The sequence below is a fragment of the Paraburkholderia sp. BL9I2N2 genome (assembly GCF_004339745.1).
In the GTDB taxonomy this organism is placed as follows: Bacteria; Pseudomonadota; Gammaproteobacteria; order Burkholderiales; family Burkholderiaceae; genus Paraburkholderia.
Map to the genome: position 1 here is coordinate 392,865 of NZ_SMGP01000002.1, position 19,903 is coordinate 412,767.

Annotated in this window: 14 protein-coding genes and 2 pseudogenes; 7 read left to right on the plus strand and 9 right to left on the minus strand. The window is 63.7% G+C overall.

Annotated elements, in window-relative coordinates; translation table 11 throughout:
• Positions 1–78 precede the first annotated feature (78 nt).
• Positions 79–1,308: an FAD-dependent oxidoreductase gene (locus tag B0G74_RS23705; protein WP_132379322.1), complete on the minus strand. Its 1,230-nt coding sequence runs from the start codon at positions 1,306–1,308 to the stop codon at positions 79–81.
• Positions 1,308–2,738 (minus strand): amino acid permease, encoded by a 1,431-nt coding sequence (locus B0G74_RS23710; RefSeq protein WP_132377305.1) that lies wholly within the window; start codon positions 2,736–2,738, stop codon positions 1,308–1,310. The genes B0G74_RS23705 and B0G74_RS23710 overlap by 1 nt, the downstream gene beginning before the upstream one ends.
• A 294-nt stretch (positions 2,739–3,032) precedes the next feature.
• On the opposite strand from B0G74_RS23710, the gene B0G74_RS23715 reads away from it, so the two are divergent.
• Together B0G74_RS23715 and B0G74_RS23720 are read left to right on the plus strand one after the other, a co-directional pair.
• Entirely contained in the window at positions 3,033–4,436 is a 1,404-nt protein-coding gene (locus tag B0G74_RS23715; protein ID WP_132377306.1) for a PLP-dependent aminotransferase family protein, read from the plus strand.
• Positions 4,437–4,556: 120 nt separating this feature from the next.
• A complete protein-coding gene (locus B0G74_RS23720; RefSeq protein WP_132377307.1) occupies positions 4,557–5,642 on the plus strand; it encodes a TIGR03118 family protein in 1,086 nt (361 codons plus the stop codon).
• 52 nt (positions 5,643–5,694) lie between these two features.
• Here the strand turns inward: B0G74_RS23720 and B0G74_RS23725 are convergent, their stop codons facing one another.
• The 3 genes from B0G74_RS23725 to B0G74_RS23735 form a co-directional block, all read right to left on the minus strand.
• On the minus strand, positions 5,695–6,669 hold the full coding sequence (locus tag B0G74_RS23725; protein WP_132377308.1) for a hypothetical protein: 975 nt from the start codon (positions 6,667–6,669) through the stop codon (positions 5,695–5,697).
• Between the two features lie 443 nt (positions 6,670–7,112).
• The gene (locus B0G74_RS23730) at positions 7,113–8,477 is read right to left on the minus strand and encodes a sigma-54 dependent transcriptional regulator (RefSeq protein WP_132377309.1); all 1,365 of its coding nucleotides are present in this window, start codon (positions 8,475–8,477) and stop codon (positions 7,113–7,115) included.
• Between the two features lie 275 nt (positions 8,478–8,752).
• A complete protein-coding gene (locus B0G74_RS23735) occupies positions 8,753–9,916 on the minus strand; it encodes an epoxide hydrolase family protein (RefSeq protein ID WP_132377310.1) in 1,164 nt (387 codons plus the stop codon).
• Between the two features lie 167 nt (positions 9,917–10,083).
• Here B0G74_RS23735 and B0G74_RS47665 point away from each other — a divergent pair.
• Positions 10,084–10,288 (plus strand): annotated as a pseudogene (locus B0G74_RS47665) (LrgB family protein); the annotation flags it as partial.
• Positions 10,289–10,317: 29 nt separating this feature from the next.
• Here B0G74_RS47665 and B0G74_RS23740 read toward each other — a convergent pair.
• Positions 10,318–10,833: pseudogene (locus B0G74_RS23740) on the minus strand (porin); the annotation flags it as partial.
• A 72-nt stretch (positions 10,834–10,905) separates the two neighbouring features.
• On the opposite strand from B0G74_RS23740, the gene surE reads away from it, so the two are divergent.
• Entirely contained in the window at positions 10,906–11,685 is a 780-nt protein-coding gene (surE, locus tag B0G74_RS23745) for a 5'/3'-nucleotidase SurE (RefSeq protein ID WP_132377312.1), read from the plus strand.
• Positions 11,686–11,725: 40 nt separating this feature from the next.
• Here surE and B0G74_RS23750 read toward each other — a convergent pair whose 3' ends face one another.
• Both B0G74_RS23750 and B0G74_RS23755 read right to left on the minus strand, forming a co-directional pair.
• The gene (locus B0G74_RS23750) at positions 11,726–12,694 is read right to left on the minus strand and encodes a DUF4148 domain-containing protein (protein ID WP_132377313.1); all 969 of its coding nucleotides are present in this window, start codon (positions 12,692–12,694) and stop codon (positions 11,726–11,728) included.
• A gap of 222 nt (positions 12,695–12,916) precedes the next feature.
• Positions 12,917–13,816: a DMT family transporter gene (locus tag B0G74_RS23755; protein ID WP_132377314.1), complete on the minus strand. Its 900-nt coding sequence runs from the start codon at positions 13,814–13,816 to the stop codon at positions 12,917–12,919.
• Between the two features lie 347 nt (positions 13,817–14,163).
• On the opposite strand from B0G74_RS23755, the gene B0G74_RS23760 reads away from it, so the two are divergent.
• The 3 genes from B0G74_RS23760 to B0G74_RS23770 all read left to right on the plus strand — a co-directional run bounded on the left by B0G74_RS23760 (position 14,164) and on the right by B0G74_RS23770 (position 19,081).
• Complete coding sequence (locus B0G74_RS23760) at positions 14,164–16,470, plus strand: PA14 domain-containing protein (protein ID WP_243658294.1); 2,307 nt, start codon at positions 14,164–14,166, stop codon at positions 16,468–16,470.
• A 213-nt stretch (positions 16,471–16,683) separates the two neighbouring features.
• Positions 16,684–18,357, plus strand: a complete 1,674-nt coding sequence (treA, locus tag B0G74_RS23765; RefSeq protein ID WP_132377315.1) for an alpha,alpha-trehalase TreA — start codon at positions 16,684–16,686, stop codon at positions 18,355–18,357.
• 124 nt (positions 18,358–18,481) lie between these two features.
• Positions 18,482–19,081, plus strand: a complete 600-nt coding sequence (locus B0G74_RS23770; protein ID WP_132377316.1) for an alpha-ketoglutarate-dependent dioxygenase AlkB — start codon at positions 18,482–18,484, stop codon at positions 19,079–19,081.
• A gap of 15 nt (positions 19,082–19,096) precedes the next feature.
• Here B0G74_RS23770 and B0G74_RS23775 read toward each other — a convergent pair whose 3' ends face one another.
• Positions 19,097–19,816 (minus strand): carbonic anhydrase, encoded by a 720-nt coding sequence (locus B0G74_RS23775; RefSeq protein ID WP_132377317.1) that lies wholly within the window; start codon positions 19,814–19,816, stop codon positions 19,097–19,099.
• Between the last annotated feature and the right edge of the window lie 87 nt (positions 19,817–19,903).

Below are 19,903 nucleotides of genomic sequence, written 5' to 3' on the forward strand. Positions count from 1 at the left end.
CGCGACGCGTCGAAACCGCTCTGCGATGCTTGCTGTAAAGCCTGAATAAAACGACTCCGAACCTGTCCTCTGCTGCAATCAAAAGCGCGTGGCCGCGTAGGGCGCGAGATCGAGCGGCGGCGCACGCCGCGCGATCAGATCGGCGACGATGCGTCCGCTCACGCCCGCCAGCGTCAAACCCAGATGCTGATGGCCGAATGCGTAGATCACGCGCTCGCTCGCGCGTGAGCGTGCGAGCACCGGCACGCCGTCGGGCAATGTGGGGCGAAAGCCGAGCCAGTTGCTATCCGGTGTGTCGAGTGCGGGCAACGCCCGTTTCGATGAAAACGTCAGCAGGTCGAGCAGCGAGCGGTTGCGCGTGTCGCCAAAGCCGGCGAGTTCGACCGTGCCCGCCACGCGCAAGCCGTCGCTCATCGGCGTCATGTAGAAACCGCGCTCGGCCCAGCCGACCGGCCGCGACACCAGGTGCTGCGCGCCGGGAAAGCGCACGTGATAGCCGCGCTCCGTGTCGAGCGGAACCGGGTCGCCGCACTGGCTGGCGAAATGGGCCGAACGCGCGCCGGTCGCCACCACCACGTGATCGAAACGCCGCGCCACACCGCCCACGCTCAGGCTCGGGCCATCCGCGCCGGGTTGCACCGCATCGACAGTCGAGCGTTCGAGCTTCAGCCCCTGCGCGGCGAGTTGCTCGTAAAGCGTCTGCAGAAAGCCTTGCGGGTCGGAAAAGTGCCAGCTATTGCTGAACAGCACGCCGCGCTCGAAGATCGGCGCCAGTCCCGGTTCAAGCGCGCGAATAGCGGCGCCGTCGAGCACATCGAAAGCCACGCCCAGTTTTTTCCGCAGATCGAGCGCGGGACGCGCGGCATCGAACGAAGCCGCGTTCGAATACAGATAGAGACACTCGCGCGGCCGGACGAAACGTGCCAGCTCCGCATTGGCAAGCAGCGGCGCGTAGCCGTCCTGCGCGCAATCCAGCAGCGCGGCGAGCGCACCCGCGCTCGTTTCGTAGCGGCGCGGCAGGGAGCTCATCATGAAGCGCACGAGCCACGGCGCGAGATGCGGCAAATATCCCCAACGCAATCTGAACGGACTTTGGTTCGACAGCAGAAAACGCGGTAAGTCTCGAAACACGGTCGGGTTGTTGACCGGAATGCACGCATAGTGCGCGAAGGTGCCGGCATTGCCGAACGACGCGCCCTGCCCCACGCCTGCCGGATCGAACAGCGTGACCCGATGGCCGTCGCGCATCAAAGACGCAGCGCTCGCGAGGCCGATGAATCCCGCACCGATGATGGCAATCTCCGACATCATTTGCGCCCTTCAAATGCTTCCTGGCCGATCTGCGACCGATAGCCCGTCGCGGTGCCGCCGCTCTGCTGGCGTTTCGCTACCAGCATATAAGCCGCCGACGCCACCGCGAGACTCGCCGCGCTCGCCATCAATTGCGGGCGCAGCGACGGATCGGAGCCCATCGCGACGAGCACGCCGACGATCGCCGCCACCACCGCATACGAGAGCCCCGGAAACAGCCACATTTTCAGCGTGAGCCGTTGCGGCTCGGTGGCCTCGATGCGGCGGCGGATGCGGATTTGCGCAAGCGCCGTCGCGAGATAGACGAACAGCATCACGGCGCCCGACGCGTTCACGAGGAACAGGAACACGCCCTGCGGCGACACAATGGCCGCCACGATCGCCACATAGCCGACGACACTGCTCAGCAGCACGGCGAGGCGCGGCACTTTGTGCGGGGTCAACTTCAGCAGCGACTTCGGCGCGTCGCCGCGTTCGGCGAGCCGGAACAGAATCCGCGACGACACATACAAGCCCGAATTCAGCGCCGAGAGCACGGCAACCAGCACGATGGCGTTCATGATGTCCGCCGAGCCGGGAATCCGCATCGTTTCGAGCGCGGCGACGAACGGCGAGTGTCCGGTGACGATGCTGCCCCACGGTACGATGCATGCGATGAGGAACATCGACCCGACATAGAACGTGATGACTCGCAGAATCACCGAGCGCGTCATGGCCGCAACGCTTTTGGCCGGATCATCCGATTCGGCGGCGGCGATGGTGGCGATCTCCGCGCCGCCCACCGCGAAAATCACTGTCGGCACGGCCGCGAAAATCGACATGGCGCCAAACGGCATGAAGCCGCGATTGCTGCTCAGGTTCGCCACGGCGCTGCCGGTATGGCCGAAGCCGAACACATAGGCCGCGCCGATGGCGATAAAGACGATGATCGCCGCGACCTTGATCGATGCGAACCAGAACTCGAATTCGCCATACGATTTCACCGACAGCAGATTGATCAACGTCATCACCGAGAGCAGCACGAGGCCGATCATCCACACCGGTGCGGGAATCCACCGCTGCAGGATCGCCGCGCCCGCCACGGCCTCGACCGCGACGACGATCACCCAGAAGTACCAGTACAGCCAGCCGCTGGTGAAACCCGCCCAATTGCCGAGGCCGATGCGCGCGTATTCGGTGAACGAGCCGACGCCGGGCACTGCCAGCGCCATTTCGCCGAGCATGCGCATGACCATCAGCACGACGATGCCGGCCACGAGATACGACACGCACGCGGCGGGTCCGACGGTGGCGAGCGTCGCGCTGCTGCCGACGAAAAGGCCCGCGCCGATAATGCCGCCGAGCGCGATCATCGTGACGTGCCGCTGACGCAGCGCGGCGCCGAGTTTCGGCGTGGTGTCGGGTGCGGAGGACTGGGGAAAGCTCATCGGACAACTCCTGCTGACAGATTGCTGGACACAGTCCGGCGACGTCTCCTGATTCACGCCACCAGACAAAACATGACATCTAGAATCACACAATATTTTTTTGTGTGCAATTAAAACGCACATTGTGTGGCCCTGGCACTTTCCCTGGATTGCCGCGGGTCTGCTCTTTGCCAGCGCCCTGCGGCCGCGTGAGTAATCGGTTGAAGGCTTGCAGTCAGGCATGTCTGGTATAGAATCGGCAAACCTCCGCACAATTGCGGACAAAGCCGGTTTTGTATGGAGACACCTGATCTTATGGCTTCTGACAAAGACGCCGCCCGCTCCGCCCTTGGCGCCCCGGAGCAGGCGAAACGCTCCACCTATATCGAGGTGTCCAGTTCGATCGAGAACGAGATTCGCAGCGGTATCTATCCGCCCGGCAGCCGCCTGCCGCCGCAGCGGCAACTCGCCACCGAACTGGGCATCAACGTGTCGACGGTTTCGCGGGCGTACAAGGAGCTGCAGTTGCGCGGGCTGGTGATCGGCAGCAAACGGCGCGGCTCGCTCGTGACCGGCGGCGCGATGCCGAGCGTGGAGCCGGCGCAGGCCATGAGCAACGCGGCGATCGATCTGACCGTCAACCGTCCGGCCACGGGCGAGTTCCTGAACTGCCTCGCTCGCACGCTGGCCGAATTGCCGCGCGATCCGCGCTACCCGCAATTGCAGGAGTACCAGCCGCCGCAAGGGCCCGCGTGGGCACGCGTGGCCGGCGCGCGGTGGATGGCCGCGCCCGGCTTTGTGCCGTCGGCCGATCACGTGGTCGTCACGAGCGGCGCGCAGCATGGCTTGTATGCTGTGCTGAACAGCCTGATCGGCACCGACGGCGTGATTCTCGCCGATCAACTCACTTACTACGGCCTCAAAGCGCTGGCGCCAGTGTTCCAGTTCGAGATCGTCGGTATTCCTAGCGATCGCGACGGGCTGCTGACCGACGAAGTGGAGCGCGCCTGCCGGCGCATGCCGGTGAAGGCGATTTTCACGGTGCCGAATCTGCAGAACCCGACTGTCACGACCATGAGTCTCGAACGCCGCATGGCGCTCGTCGATATTGCACGCCGGCACAGCGTGGCGATCATCGAGGACGACGTGTACGGTCCGCTCGTCTCGCAACGTCTGCCGACGATCGCGAGCCTGTGTCCGGAACTCACCTTCCACCTCGCGGCGACCTCGAAGATCCTCGCCCCCGGCCTGCGGCTCGGCTATCTGCTGAGCCCGCCGGACAGCGCCGCGCTATGCGCGGAAGCCGTCCGCACGACGGCATGGATGCCCGCGCCGATGTCGATGCTGATCGCGTCGATCTGGATCGAGGACGGCACCGCGCGCCACATCATGGACGCGCAGCTCGCCGAGATTCGCGCGCGCCAGGACCTCGCGCGCGAGCTGTTGCCGCAGGAGTTGCTGCAGACCGATCCGGCCTGCATGTTCGTGTGGCTCAAGTTGCCGCCGCCGTGGCGCGCCGACGACTTCGCGGCCAATGCGAAGGCGCGTGGCGTCGTGGTGATGCCGTCGTCGGCGTTTGCGGTGGACCGGTCTGAGATCGAGCACGGGGTGCGGATCAACCTCGCCTGTGCGACCAGCCGCGATCAGCTCGTGAGTGCGCTGCGGCTGTTGACCGGCACGCTCAAGGATCGTCCGCGCGCGCTGTTCGGCACGATATAACGCGCCGCCCAACTGGCCGCCCGACACGGGTCGAAAAAACTTCTTTGCCGAAGGAATAAAGCCGCCACGCCACGCGTTCATTAGGCGCAATGATCATTGGTCTGTCAGAGAGGTGCGGCCATGAAATCTGTGCTTAAGTCATTGGGCATCGTCGTGGGCGGCGCAGCATTGGTGGGTCTTATCGCAGCGTGCGGCGGTTCCGATTCGGTCAATAACCAATCGTTTACGTCGACGGCACTCGTATCGGACGGCGCGGTCGCGGCGGCGCATACGGACCCGAATCTGAAAAACGCGTGGGGCGTTGCGTTCAATCCGAAGGGTTTCGTCTGGGTGGCGGACAACGCCACCTCGCTGGCGACACTCTATGACGGCAACGGCACGCCACAAGCGCTTGTCGTCAGCATTCCGAATGGAGTCAACGGGCCGGCGAATCCGACCGGCATCGTGTTCAACGGCACGACGGACTTCGTCGTGACCCAAGGCGGCAAATCGGGCGTAGGCGCATTCATCTTTGTCGGCGAAGGCGGCACGATTACCGCGTGGGCGCCGGCCGTTGCGCCCACCACCGCCTTCGTCGTATTCGACAGCGGCAGCAGCGCCGCGGTCTACAAGGGCCTTGCGCTGGCCAGCAACGGCGGCGCCAACTTCCTCTACGCCGCCGACTTTCACAACAACAGAGTCGACGTCTTCGACAAGAACTTCGCGAAGGTTTCAACACCGGGCAAGTTTCAGGACACGTCGCTTCCGGCAGCCTTTGCGCCGTTCGGCATTCAGGCAATCGGCGCGAAGCTCTTCGTGACCTACGCGAAACAGGATGCGGAGGCGCACGACAACGTCGACGGCGCCGGCCTCGGCTTCGTCGATGTCTTCGATACCGCGGGCAACCTCCTGCAGCGTTTTGCCTCGGGGGGCGTGCTGAATGCGCCGTGGGGCGTCACGCAGGCGCCGGCCAATTTTGGACGGTTCAGCGGCGACGTGCTGATCGGCAACTTCGGCGACGGCACGATCAACGCCTTCGATCCGGCGAGCGGCCAGTCGCTCGGCGCCATCAATCTGCCCGACAACACTTCGTTCGTGCAGCACGGCCTGTGGGGGATCGCGTTCGGCAATGGACTCAGCAATCAGCCGGTGAACACGCTGTTTTTCGCCGCCGGGCCGAATGACGAAGCGAACGGCGTCTATGGTCGTATCGACGTGAAAATGTGACGAGCGGAGGCGCGGTGGGGCGCTCACCGTAATGCGTATGTGACTGACGCGGCTAGCTCTTCACGCCGCGCAGCGCACACGCGGACAGCATCGCGAGCCGCTCCGCGCTCAGCATCCTCGCGATCCGCTTGACCGCGTGGCGCACGCGCCCACGCAGGTGCGCCACGCGCATGTGGCGCCAGAAACGATCCGGCGCGAAATCGTCGAAACGCGCTTCTCTTTCGAGCAGCGCCTTGCCGCCAGGCAGATGAACGAACGAACAGCAGCGGAACCAGCGCAAGTCGCGATAGTTGTTGCCGGGCCAATGGCGCCCTACCGCCTGATACGCGCCGACTTCGATCAGCACCTGTCCTTCGTCGCTGAGCGCATTGAGCGCGGCCGAGATGAACGCTTCGTCGCCGTGATGGCTCAGGTGCTCGCTTTCGCTGAGATAGCGTGCGTAACTGGCTCGCGCGCGCGGCACCAGACGGCGCAGCGAAGCGGGTGTCGCGAGTAGAAATTCGCCGCCGTACCAACGCGGATTCATCAAGCGCTGGTCCGCAACGATCTCCAGATCCGCGACCACGCGTTCGCTGCCGTAGGCCGGAAACACCTGATCCGAAATATCGAATACGCCGAGGCCGGCTTGCGCGCATCGTTCGATCAGATCGTGATCGAGCGGCAGCAGCGCCACCATATCGGCGTCGAGCAACAACATCATCGTGTCGGCGGGCAAGGTCTCCGCCACCTGGTCCATCAGATCGAGTTTGAAATGCGCGGCGTAGAACGGCGTGTTCTTCGGCAACTCGATCGTTGCGGCGAGAGGCGTCACTGCCGGACGATGCTCGGTCGGCATGCCCGCGAGCCGGCGCGCGACCAGGTCCGGCGCGTTAGTCATGATGGTCAAGGTCGGCATGCCCACGCGCCGCAAGCTGTTATTCAGGCAGATCGCCTGGCTCACATACGAGAGCGGATCGCGACTCGTCGAGTTGGGCCCCGGTTTCGCATCGACATCGACATAAACGAGAGTGCACGGAAAAAGATTCACATTGCTCCTCGGCACGCGTGAGCGACAGATCGCCTTTTGAGCGCTGCCGTTACTGTCGGAGGTGGATCCACATGTTCTTGCCTGGGGCACGGAAGCCCCCACAAGGTGCGCGGCATTTGAAATTGCGACTCGTGCCATCGTGGCGTCACATTCGAGCCGGGCACGCTGATCTGCGGCGATGGAGTCGGATGAACCGGGGCGCAGGCATCAGGTATGGTCTATCGTTTCACGTCCTTGCATTGCCTTTCCGCCAAAACGCAGAGAGACATGACGCGGAGAGTGTCGCAGGTTCATGTGGACCATCGGCATCGCGCAAAAATTGCGGATGCGTTATTGAAGGCAGCGAAGAACTTACTTGTGAGCGATTCCGTCGATGTGCTGACGATTGGCAGACACGTCATTTGCGTACCCGGGCGCTCGCAACTTTACGACAGACGACAGCGTTATTCCGCCGCATCCGGTTCATCTCCGTATCGCATGCCATGTGATGTGAGCAGACGGTAAAGCGTGGTGCGTGAGATGCTGAGTTCGCGCGCGGCATCGCCGGGGCGGCCGCGATGACGCAGCAGTGCGAGTTCGATCGCCTGCCGCTCGGCGGTTTCGCGTGCCTGAGCGAGCGTCATGGGTACGGCCGTGGTATAGCTCGACAGTTCGAGGTCGTCCGCCGTAATGGTGCGTGCCTCCGACATCACGATGGCGCGCCGAACCCGGTTGATCAGTTCCCTCACGTTGCCAGGCCAGTCATAGCGATGCATCGCCGTGATCGCGTCCGGTGCAAAGCCGAAGACGCGGCGGGTCGCGTCCTTGCGGTAACGGTCGAGCGTGTATAGCGCGAGCAATTCGATGTCCTTGCCGCGCGCGCGTAGCGGCGGCTCGTCGATCCTCAGTACGCACAGGCGGTGGTACAGGTCCGCGCGAAAGCGGCCGTCTTCGATCGCCGCTTCCATATCCACATGAGTTGCGGAGATGATGCGTACGTCGACATCGATCGAGCCACTGCCGCCCAAACGATTGATGGTGCTCTCCTGCAGAAACCGCAGCAGGCTCGACTGACTCTCGAACGGCAGATCGCCGATTTCGTCGAGAAACAAAGTGCCGCCGTTCGCCGCTTCGACGCGACCGACCCGGCGTTGATTCGCGCCGGTGAATGCGCCGCGCTCGTAGCCGAACAACTCGGACTGCAACAACTGCGCCGGAATCGCGCCGCAATTGATGGCGACGAACGGTGCGTCACGGCGCGGCGAGCGCGCGTGAATCGCCGCCGCGGTCAGTTCCTTGCCGGTGCCGGATTCGCCGGAGATGAAAACCGGCGCGTTGTTGGTCGCAACTTTGCGGATCGAGCGGTACAGCGTGAACATCGCGTCGCACGTGCCGATCATCTCGCCTTCAGCGGTGGACGTGTCGACAAAGGCCGGCTCGCCGAGCGAAATCATGCCGCAGGCGTGGCCCACGGTGTCGACGATCCGCTCATTCGCAGCGGGGAGCGTCACGTAGTCGAAACAGTAGTCGCGCACCAACCGGCGTGTGCTTGCGTCGTCGAGGTGCGGGGCGGCCGCCATCGCCACCCAGCCGATGTTCGGCATGGCGAGACACGCTTGCAGCGCGGCAAGCTGACCTGGTTCGAACACGCTCGACAGATCGACGAGACCACCGGCCAGCGAGCCGTCATGCGCGATTTGCCGAACCTCGCGCACCGAGCCGATGACCTCGACGTCCCACTCGCGTTCCCGAAAGCTCGCCAGCAATCCCGGCACGGGATCGCGTGTGAGATAGATGACGCGCCGCGTAATGGCCTTCGTTTTCTGCATCGTCTTTTTTGCTTGTCCCTCAGCACCTGCCCTGAATCGTATGGCGAAGAGCGCACGCGCCGCTCGTTGTGCGGGTGATCCGTGCCACCGCCCAATCATACGTGCTGATACGAAGCTGAAAACACCGCCTGACCAAATTTAATGGTTGATCGAGATGACGAACAATGCAATGTCTTGTCTCAGGGCGACACGCGGAATCGCAGACTCGCCGAGCGTCGCGCCATCGACTAGATTCCCGACGCCAAACGTCACGGCAGCGTCGTGGCCGCGTTTAACTAGCGCCGCGGCTGCCGCAGCGGCCGAAAGAACTGGCGAATTTCGGCGGCGAGCAGATCGGGCTTTTCCATCGCAGCAAAATGTCCGCCGGACGGCATGTCGGTCCATTGCAAGACATCAAAGGTTCTTTCGAGCCAACTGCGCGGCGGGTGATTGATCTCCTTCGGGAAGTGCGCGAAGCCGACGGGCGGCGCGACGCGTTGTCCTTCGGCAAAACGCATCGGTTGCAAGCGGTTTTCCCAGTACATCTGGATCGCTGGGCCAATGCACTGCGTGTACCAGTAGAGCGAAATGTTGGTGAGCAGTTCGTCTTTCGAAAACACACGCTCCACGTCGCCTTCGCAATCGCTCCACGCCCGAAATTTCTCGCCGATCCATGCAGCCAGTCCCACCGGCGAATCGTTGAGCGACGCCGCGAGCGTCTGCGGCTTGGTGGTGTGCATGTGCGCATAACCGCCTTCGAGCGCGGCCCACTCGTTCTTCTCCCGCAGGAAATTTTCCTCGGCCGGCGTGAGCGGTTTCTGCGCCGCGCCTATGGCCGGCTCATACGAGCTCGGCAGGAAGTTGAGATGAATGCCGTCCACGGCTTGCGGATGCCGCGCGGCGAGCGCGATCGACACACCGGCGCCGAGGTCGCCGCCTTGCGCGCCGAAGCGCTGATAACCTAGGCCTTGCATCAGCGAGGCCCACAGATCCGCCACCTGGAACGCGGACATGCCGGGCTGCGCGGGCGCCTGCGAAAACGCGAAGCCAGGCAGCGACGGCACGACGACATCGAACGCATCGGCAGGATCGCCACCGGATGCGGCCGGGTCGCACAAGCGGTCGAGCAAAGCGTGGAACTCGAAGAACGATCCGGGCCAGCCATGCGTGATCACGAGCGGATAAGGCGCTGGGCCTACGCCACGCCGATGGACGAAATGCACGCGCTGCCCCTGTACATCGGCGAGAAATTGCGGCTGCTGATTCAAGCCGCGCTCGGCCGCGCGCCAGTCGAAATGTTCGGCCCAATACGACACCAACTCGCGCAGCCACGCGGAATCGGCGCCCTGTTGCCAGGCCGGCGACGGCGTCGCCGGCGCCCAGCGGGTCGCGCGAATACGGCGGCGAAGATCATCGATATCGTGATCGGCAATTGCAATCTGAAACGGTTGTGTCTGCATGGCAACTTGTCCGGTACGGGGTGTTGGTTGACGTGCGCGGCTACCTCTAACGGCAAAGTCCACGCTTAGCTCAGGCAGCGAACAAGCACGAGGCAATCCGCATGGTACACAACAGCGAATTTTCTGTTTCGCGTTCTGGAGACCGCCATGCTTCAAGCGCTCGCTGCGCTGCCCGCTGCGGCGCATCGCATCAAACGATAGCGTCGCTCGCACCCAGATCGGCGACCCGCCGATCGCGATGGCGCTCGCTTCCGAGATCGGCGGCATTCCATGCTTGACCGCCGTGCTCGTCATTTCGACGGTGTATTCGGCGCGGTAGTTGACGCCCGCGCCATAGGTGCGTTGAGTGCCGCGTTGAAGGTCGAGTCGCCGCTTGCGACCGCGCCGCTGCTGTTGGTGCTCGAACCGCCGCCGTTCATCTGCAGGTAGCCTGTCGCGACCGCGACCTTCAGTCCGCCGAACACATACGATGCGCCGACGCCATACGCGCGATTGTCCGCGAAGCTGCCCGCCGCATTCGAGAAGCCATACAGCGCGCCGACCTTGAAGCCGCCGTAATCGACGCTCTGGAACTTGACGGCGTTGTTGATACGCACCGAGTCGTTCAGGTTGTCGTTGTCGTACGGATGCGAGGCGAGCGTGCCGCCGTATTGCGTGCCGTTCAGCGCGAGCGGGCCGAGATAGTCGACCACGCTGTCGTACTGGCGGCCGAGCGTGACCGCGCCGTACTGGTCGTTCGACAGGCCGACGAATGCCTGGCGGCCGAACTCGCGGCTGTTCTGACCCAACTTGCCGGTCGAGAGGTTGAAGCCGTTTTCGACGACGAAGATCGCCTTCAGTCCGCTGCACAGATCTTCCGAACCGCGCAGCGTGCAAAGCAATTGATTCCGGTCGGAAAGGCGCTGTTCTGATTGCATCAAGGCAAGCGAGAGCCGATGACAGGATAATGAGGCTTCCCTTCCCTTACCCACCGAGAGGAGTTTGCCGCGATGTCTGCCTATGAATCCAAAGTGCCGCGCGTACTGTTGACGAACGACGACGGTATCGACGCGCCCGGCCTCGCCGTGCTCGAAGCCGTTGCCGCCGAGCTCGCGCACGAAGTCTGGGTGGTCGCGCCCGAGCACGATCAGAGCGGCACGTCGCACTCGATCAGCCTGCATTCGCCGCTGCGCGTGAGCCGCCAGGGCGAGCGGCGTTTCGGCGTGGCCGGCACGCCCGGCGATTGCGTCGTGATGGGCGTGCGCCACCTGATGCGCGACACGCCGCCCACGCTGATTCTTTCCGGCATCAATCGCGGCGGCAATCTCGGCGTGGAAACGATGTTTTCGGGCACCGTCGGCGCCGCCATGACGGGCCTGCTGCTCGGCTTGCCGTCGTTCGCGTTGAGCCAGACTTTCAGCAACCGCGACAACGTGCGCTGGGACACCGCGCGTGCGCTCGCGCCGGACGTGATCCGCCAGTTGCTCGCCATCGAGCATGCCGCGCCCACCTGTCTGAACATCAACTTTCCCGATGTCGATGCGGCGCTTGCCGGTCCGCTCACGCCGGCCCGCCAGGGCGTTGGACTCGTCGAAGATATCGACGTGTTGCCGCAAGTCGATCCGCGCGGCATGGCCTATCACTGGTTGCGCTTTCAACGCGGCACACGCGCGAACGATCCCGATAGCGAAACAGCCGTGGTGGCTTCGGGGCGCGTGTCAGTCACGCCGCTCGCCTTCGATCGCACCGACGAACCTACCTTCGCGCGGCTCGCGGCTTCGCTGAGTTAAGCCTCTGGTCAGCCTCTGCCGATCGCCAGTTTGCGCAGCCTCACGGACGCGGCGCGCCGGTGAGGCTCGGCGCCCCGCCTGGCCCCGCGGGATCGGGATTGCCGAACGCGGGAAGGCCGCCGGTCTCCCGGGCGCGGGCGAGCTCCGCGCGCACCTGCGAGCGTGTCTTCGGGCCGTCGTCCGTTTTCACGCCCGTGGCGGCGGACGGCGTGGACTGAACCAGCGGCAGTGACGGCAGCGTGGCTTGCGTGGTCAGGTCGGCTTGCGGCTGCGCTGGCACTAACGATGCAGCTGGCGGTTTTTGCTCCCGCTGTTGGACCGGTGGTGCCGGCACGGCAACGGGCGCGCTGCTCGTGCTCTGCATCACCTTGAGCCCGGTCTGAATCGACGCCGGTTGACTTGCCATAGCAGGTCCACCGGTAGCTGGCGTTCTCACGTTCGGCGCGCTATTGCTGTCGAGGCGTGCCACCAGCTTGTCCAACGCCGCCTGACTCTTCGCATAACTCGATGAACGGTTCCTATGCTCGCGGCCCGCAAGGCGGCCCTCACGCGACCGCGCATGTTTCGTCGAAGACATCCGGGCTGGCTTCGCGGCAGGTTGCGGCGTCTTCTCGACTTGCCCCGCGTTCACTGCATGCTGCTCGTTATCCGTGCGCGTCTGCACTTCCTTTTGCAGCGCGCGAACCTGATCGTCATCCTGATGGGCCGAATGGACCGCGTCCAATTGCGCCTGTGCGGCGGCAAGATCGTTGCGTTGCAGGCTATTGTGCGCCGCCTGCAGGCTGCCGGCCATCGCACTGCTCGAATCGCTGCGAGCGGTGACCGGACCGGATATGACCGCACCGCTGATGGTGTCGCCGCGCGTGCGGTAAGCCGGCGTGTCACCGCGCGCCGAGCCGAATTCGTCCGTCGACGTCCAGGGTTTGCTGGCGTGCGAAACATACGCGGCGATTGCAACAGCACTGACGACGAGGCCCGTGAGAACGATCTTCCTGGGTTCGCTATGCATGACGTCTCCCCCTTCCAGCCGTGGTACGTGCGCGTCTGCGGAATCAAGTCACGTACGATGTCGCACGCGAACTGGATGCGCCCATTTTCTATTTATATTCTTCAGGCGTCGAATCGTCCGATTGTGCCTGCCTCGTTGGCCGAAAAAGCCAGCTTCGAGGCACGCTTTCCGTTGGCGACTATTTGGAACTGCGAAGCAGTGCCGGGAGCGCAGCGCGCACGCCTAGACGAGCGGCCCCTCTTCCTGCTTCCCACGCATCGCAACGGCAATCGAACTGCCGACAATCAACGCAATGCCGAGCAGCGACATGGCGCCGATCGTCTCGCCCCATGCCACATAGCCGAACAGTGCCGCCCACACGATGCTCGTGTAGTTGTACGGCGCGAGCGCGCCGGCGTCGGCCTGGCGAAACGCCATGGTCATCAGCAATTGTCCGGCGGTGGCGAAGCCACCCAGCAAGGCCATCACCGCGAGCGCCTGGAGCGAAGGCGTACGCCATGCGAAAAACAGCGACGCGCCGGTGACGATCGTGCCGATCACCGTGAAATACAGCACCGTGGTGCCCGAATCGTCGGAGGCGCGAATGCGCTTGATCTGAATGATCGATAGCGCGCCGAAGAAGGCGCTCGACATCAGCAGGACCGGACCGAGCCAGCTCGAATGCGAGCCGTCGGGGCGCACCACGAACAGCACGCCGACAAAGCCGACTGCCGCGGCCACGGCATCGCGCGGCTTCAGCGCCTCCTTCAGCAACAGCGGCGCGAGCACGATCACCAGCAAAGTTTCCGAGTAGACGATCGCCACCGCTTCGCTAAGCGGCATGTACGGCAAACCGGCGAAGAAGAGACCCGAGGCGCCGAGCAACGTCAGCGCGCGAATGGTCTGCCCGCGCACGTCCATATGCCTGATCCGCTCGACGATCGGCTTGCCGCGCAGGCACACCGCCACGGCGGGCAGCAGGCCAAACAGCATGCGGAAGAACGTCACCTCGTTAGCCGGATAAGCAAGCGCCACGGATTTGGCGAGCGCATCGACCAGCGCGAAACAGAACATCGACACGAGGATCAGCGCAACGCTGCGCAAGGGCGCGGCGCTCGTGCGGACAGCGGTGATGGGCGGCATGGAGTGTCCTGGGAGCGAGCAAAACGACGCTTCGCCCCGGTTTTGCGTGCCGGCTACGCGGCTCGCAATGTTGGAAAAACGGATTATGCCTGCGGCTCCGTGAAGGATCGACGGGCGCGCAAGACATTGACCCGGTCCGCCTCGCATTCGCCTCCGGTTTCCACTTCGCCTAGCGCAATCTTTGCCGTTCAACAATTCGGGGTAAGTACGGATACAGGTCCGTCAAACTAATAATATTATTCATATCTATTTCCATATTCATAAGGCTACGACTCACTGCCTCTGGCCCTATGCAGAATTAATAATAATTATGACCATCAATTAAGCGGGGACATCAGGAGATACAGGTGCGCAATTACCTTGTGCTTGCGGCGCTCGCCATGCTGGGCGCTTGCGGTGGCAATGACGGTTCGCCGAACGCGTCAGCGTCGGCGGACAAGCAGGTGGCCGCAGTCGATTCCTCTGCCGCTTCGGCAGCTTTGGCGGCCTCGGCGGCCGACACGGCCAACGTCGAAAGCGAATTCAAGGCCGCGAAGGCCATTCCGGTCGGCATGAAGACGACGACCCCGCCGCTCGTGATCGCCGACCCCACCCTCAACCTTCCGCCCTACACACCGCCGGCGCCCCCCGCGCCGGTCTCCACTACCACCCTTTCGTTCGGCGACCTCACGAACTACCTCGCGCCGGGATCGACCCAGGGCTGGGCGCCGGGCGCCACCAATTCCACCATCACCATTTCCGCGCCGGCCACCAACGGCACCGGCGCGGGCGACAAAACGGTGGCGCTCGCCAGCACCTACGCGAGCGCGTCGTATGAAGCGGACGTGACGGTCAGCGCGCCGGTCGGCAGCGGCGCCGCGAACGCGGGCTTTATCGTGCGCGTCACGAACCCGACGGCCGGCGGCCCCGACAGCCTGACCGGCTACTTCATCGGCCTCGATACGGGTACGCATTCGTTGGTGGTCGGCCGTCAGAACAACAGTTGGACCAACTTCATCTCGTATCCGGTCAGCACGATCGTCGGCGGCAGCACGCACCATCTGAAGGTCACGACGAGCGGCACGGCCATCACCGTCGACCTCGACCAGCAGCGCGTGATCAGCGTGAACGACGCCACCAACGCCCTGCCCGCCGCCTTCCAGTCGGGCAGCTTCGGGCTGCGGCGCTTCGGCGTCGGCGCGACCTTCAGCAACATCACGATCCGCACGTATCCGACCGTGACATCGCCGAGCTACGATTTCTCGAAGGTGGTCGGCGCGGTCTACACGCCTTCCAACGCGGTGAACGCGATCGACTTCTGGGAGAACTACGATCCGGAGATCGTCAATCGCGAACTGACGTACGCACAGACCTACGGCATGAACACAATCGCGGTCTATCTGCATTACCTGGTGTGGGCGAACGACCGTGTGGCATTCCTGAGCAAGTTCGAGAACCTGCTGAAAATCGCCGCGCGCCACGGCATCAAGGTCTCGCCGATCTTCTACGACGACTGCTGGAACCCGACGCCGCAATTCGGCCCGCAGCCGGCGCCGGTCTGGGGCGTGCACAACAGCCAGTGGGTGCAGTCGCCGGGTACGCCGGTGGAACAGGCGTATTTCCAGCCGACCGCGTCCAATTCCGCCATCACGTATAAGGCGAGTCTCGCGAGCTACATCACCGACTTCGTCGCGCCACACCGCAAGGACCCGCGCATCATCTTCTGGGAAACGATGAACGAACCCGGTTGCAGCGGCAATGGTGCATTGCAGGAAACCCGCGCGGCGCTGATGAACGATGCGCGCATCGCCATCCTGAACGCGGGCGCGACGCAGCCGATCAACGCGCCGCAAGTGCAGGAAGACGAAGGCACGTACTTCTCCGACTTCTATGCGTTCCATCCGTACGGCAACCCGTACACGGGTCCGGTGAACGGCAGCAATGTCAGCGCGCTGAATTCCGAAACGCTGCAGCGCGGCTTCCCCGGCACCACGGGTCAAACCATGCCGGGCATCGTGTCGAACTATGGCGGCACGACGGGGTTCATCGTGTGGGAGCTGATGATCGGCCGCACCAACACGCGCTTCCACTGGGGCCAGGTGCCGGGCGCGCCCGCCACGGTCGAACCGGCTACGCCCTTCCAGGGGACGATCTATCCGGACGGCCATCCGTGGCAGACCTCGGAGACGCAGGCGTTGACAGGTGGCTTCAACGTGAAGCTGCCGGTGCTGCAAGTTGGCTACTACAACGATCCGACGTTCGCGAGCGCGCCCGTCAAGACCTCGGTTACGCCGTTGATCGACTTCGATCTGAACACCGAGCGCGGCACCGATTCGCCTGACGCCTCCGCGGGCATCAACGCGACTCACTACGGCGTGCGCTGGACCGGGGCGATCCAGGCGGCACAGGACGGCCTCTATACGTTCTCGATCGACAGCGACAACGTTGCGCGCCTGTGGATCAACGGCGTGAAGATCATCGACAAGAAGACCTCGACGCAATCCACCGTAAGCGGCAAGACCTGGCTCGCCGCGAAGCAGCGCGCGTCGATCAAGGTCGAGTATGTGCACGGCACCGGTGCGGCCAGCATGCATCTGCTGTGGTCGAACCCGGCGGCGAGCAATCCGAACACGCTGCGGATCGTGCCGTCCGATTCGCTCGTGACGTCGAACTAGAGGAAGTCGAACTCAGCGGGCCGGCAGCAAAAGTAAAACCGCCGGCGCGGCTGGTTGTGCAGCGCAGCGGCATGCGCATCTCGCGCATGCCGTTCGCATAGCCGTTTGTAACGCCCCGTAATTTGTGCGATGCTAGCCACGCCCTGGTCATCCCAAGAAGAAACCGTGGGCGCGAGGCAGACCAATCCTGTTGTCCATTCCTCTGGAGGAGACATGATTGAGTCATCGCAATTGCGCAGCTTCGGGCGCGCCGACATCGCATCTCGCACCTCTTTCCGCACCACTGAATCCATCAGGCTGCACCGCATAGCGGCCGCTTCAAGCTTCGTTTTCCTGATCAGTCTCGCCGGCGTCTGCCACGCCGACACCCAGGTCGGCGGCACGCTTCCGCCCGCGCCCGACAAACTCTACGGCGACCTCTTCGTGGCCGTGCAAACCGCGCAGATTTATCCGGACCAGAAGACCTTCGTCGATGCAACGCCGAACGCCGATCCCGCCACGATCGTGCAGTTGTACGAGCAGCAGAAGAACACTACCGGTTTTTCTCTGGCGAACTTCGTCAACCAGTACTTCACGCCGCCGAGCGAGCCGGTCATCACGCCGCCCGCCAACCAGACGCTGCGTGAACACATCAACTGGCTATGGCCCGCGCTGACCCGCACCACCACGAGCGCGCCACCGAACAGCTCGTTGATTCCGTTGCCGAAACCGTATGTGGTGCCGGGCGGCCGGTTCCGCGAAGGCTACTACTGGGATACCTATTTCACGATGCTGGGGCTGCAGGAATCGGGCAACGAAAATCTCGTCGACGACATGCTCGATAACTTCGCGTACGAGATCAAAACCTTCGGCCATATTCCAAACGGCAATCGCACGTACTACCTCGACCGTTCACAGCCGCCGTTTTTCTCGCACATGGTGGAACTCGCCGCGAAGGTGGAAGGCCACGGCGTCTACCAGAAGTACCTGCCGGCGTTGCGCAAGGAATACGCGTACTGGATGCAGGGCGAGAACACCACGCAACCCGGCTCGGCCACGCGCAACGTCGTCGTGATGCCGGATCGCACGGTGCTCAACCGCTACTGGGATGAGCTCGACACGCCGCGCGACGAATCGTATCTGGAGGACATCCAGACCGCGAAACAGGCGAGCGGCCGCAATCCGAACGACGTCTACCGCGAATTGCGGGCGACCGCCGAAAGCGGCTGGGATTTCAGCTCGCGCTGGTTCGGCGACAACATGACGCTCGCGACGGTGCGCACCACGTCGATCATTCCGGTCGACCTGAACAGCCTGATGTTCCACCTCGAGATCACCATCGCCAAGGGTTGCGGCGAGACGCGGGATTTCCGCTGCGTCGGCGAATTCGCGCAACGCGCCGCGAAGCGTGCGCTCGGCATCAACCGCTATCTGTGGAATCCCAACGGCTATTACGGCGACTATGACTGGCAGCTCGCCAAACCGCGGGACAACAAGACCGCGGCGATGGTGTTTCCGCTGTTTGTCGGCGCGGCGTGGCCGGATCGCGCGCTGAGGACGGCGAAACAGGTGCAGTCGACCTTGCTGCAACCGGGCGGCCTCGTCACGACGACCTACAACACGACGCAGCAATGGGACGCGCCGAACGGCTGGGCGCCGCTGCACTGGGCGGCGATTCAGGGCTTGAAGCGTTATGGCCAGGACGCGCTCGCGCAACAGATCGGCACGCGCTTTCTCACCGACGTCAAAGGCGTCTATGCGTCAGATCAGAAACTGGTCGAGAAATACGTGGTGGAAGGCGCGGGAACGGGCGGCGGCGGCGGTGGCGAATATCCGCTGCAGGACGGCTTCGGCTGGACGAATGGCGTGACGCTGAAGCTGCTCGACCTGTATAGCCGAGGCGAGTGAAGCTGCACGGAGGGCGGTCGCGCGGTCGTGGCAGGTCATGAATACTGTATAAAAACACAGTATAATGATTTGCCCGAGCCGCCCTTCGTTTTCCGACCGGCGGCGCCCAGCACACGTCGGAATCATGGTGTCCCAGCAAGCCCTATTCGCGCCCGAGCCCGTCGCTCTCCTCCATGACGAGGAAGGCGGCATCCGCTATCTGCCCGAGTCGATCCCGGCCGACACGGCCCAGGCGTGGTTCGAGGCGGCGCTGCGCAATGTCGGCTGGCTCAGTCAGCAGCGCATGATGTACGAGCGCGAGGTCGCCGTGCCGCGCCTGCTCGCCACCTTCGCGCGCGAAGCAGACGATCTGCCCGCGCCGTTGGGCGAAGCATTCGAAGCCGTGCGCGCGCTCGTGGGCGCGCCGTTCAATCGCGTCGGTCTCAATCTCTATCGCGACGGCAGCGACAGCGTCGCGCTTCACAGCGACAAGACAGAGAAGCTCGTGCCTGCTCAGCCGATTGCCATCGTCTCGCTCGGCGCGACCCGGCGCATGTCGATCCGGCCCAAGGCCGGTGCCGGTGCCGGTGCCGGTGCCGGACGAATCGTGCACGTCGAACTGGAGGCCGGCAGTTGTCTTGTCATGAGCTATGCGTCGCAATTTACCCATGAGCACGGCATTCCCAAACTTGCGGGTATGACGGAGCCGCGCATCAGCCTCGCGTTTCGCTGCTTCAGCGGCTGACGAGCGAGAAGCGCGTCAGAGCAGCGTGACCTTGCCCGTCGCCAGATCGTAAACGCCGCCGACAATCTTGACCCTGCCGCTCTTCACGTATGGCCCGATGAGCGGTCTGGATACGATCAGCCGGTTGGTATTCAACTTGACGTTTTCGATCGTGGCTTGCTCGACGAGATCCTCGCCGTGGCCCACTTTCGCCATTTGCACGGCGGGTTTGAGCGCGCGGACCAGTTCCGGCAGATGGCCGGGCAAACGGGTTCTGTCCTTCAGCGCCTTGACCGTGGCGGTTACCGCGCCACACTGCGTGTGCCCGAGCACCATGATAAGCGGCACGCCGAGAATCTCGACGCCATACTCGAGGCTCGCGAGAATATCGTCGTTGACGAAATTGCCTGCCACGCGCACCACGAACAGATCGCCCGGACCCTGATCGAAGGCGAGCTCCGGCGCGACCCGCGAATCCGCGCAGCCGACGATGGCGGCAATCGGATACTGCGCCGAGACACGCGCCGCGCGGTCAGCGGAATAGTCCTTGTTTGAAGGGGTATTCGCGGCGTAGCGGGCGTTGCCCTGCATCAGGCGGTCGAGCGCTTCAGCTGGTGGAATCGAATTCGGCGCATTGCCGGACGCGGGCTGCGCCGCCACGGCAACGTGCCGCGACAAACCCGCCAGCGTGATCGACGACGCACCAGCCAGCAGCAGATTGCGCCGCATGGGGGAAGCCAGATGACGGCCGCACATGGCTCGCCTCCTATGTCATGAGCAACGCCCCAGCGGTACCGTTCGAACCGGCATGAGCCGTGAAAGTTGGTCGCGCACGCGACGCCT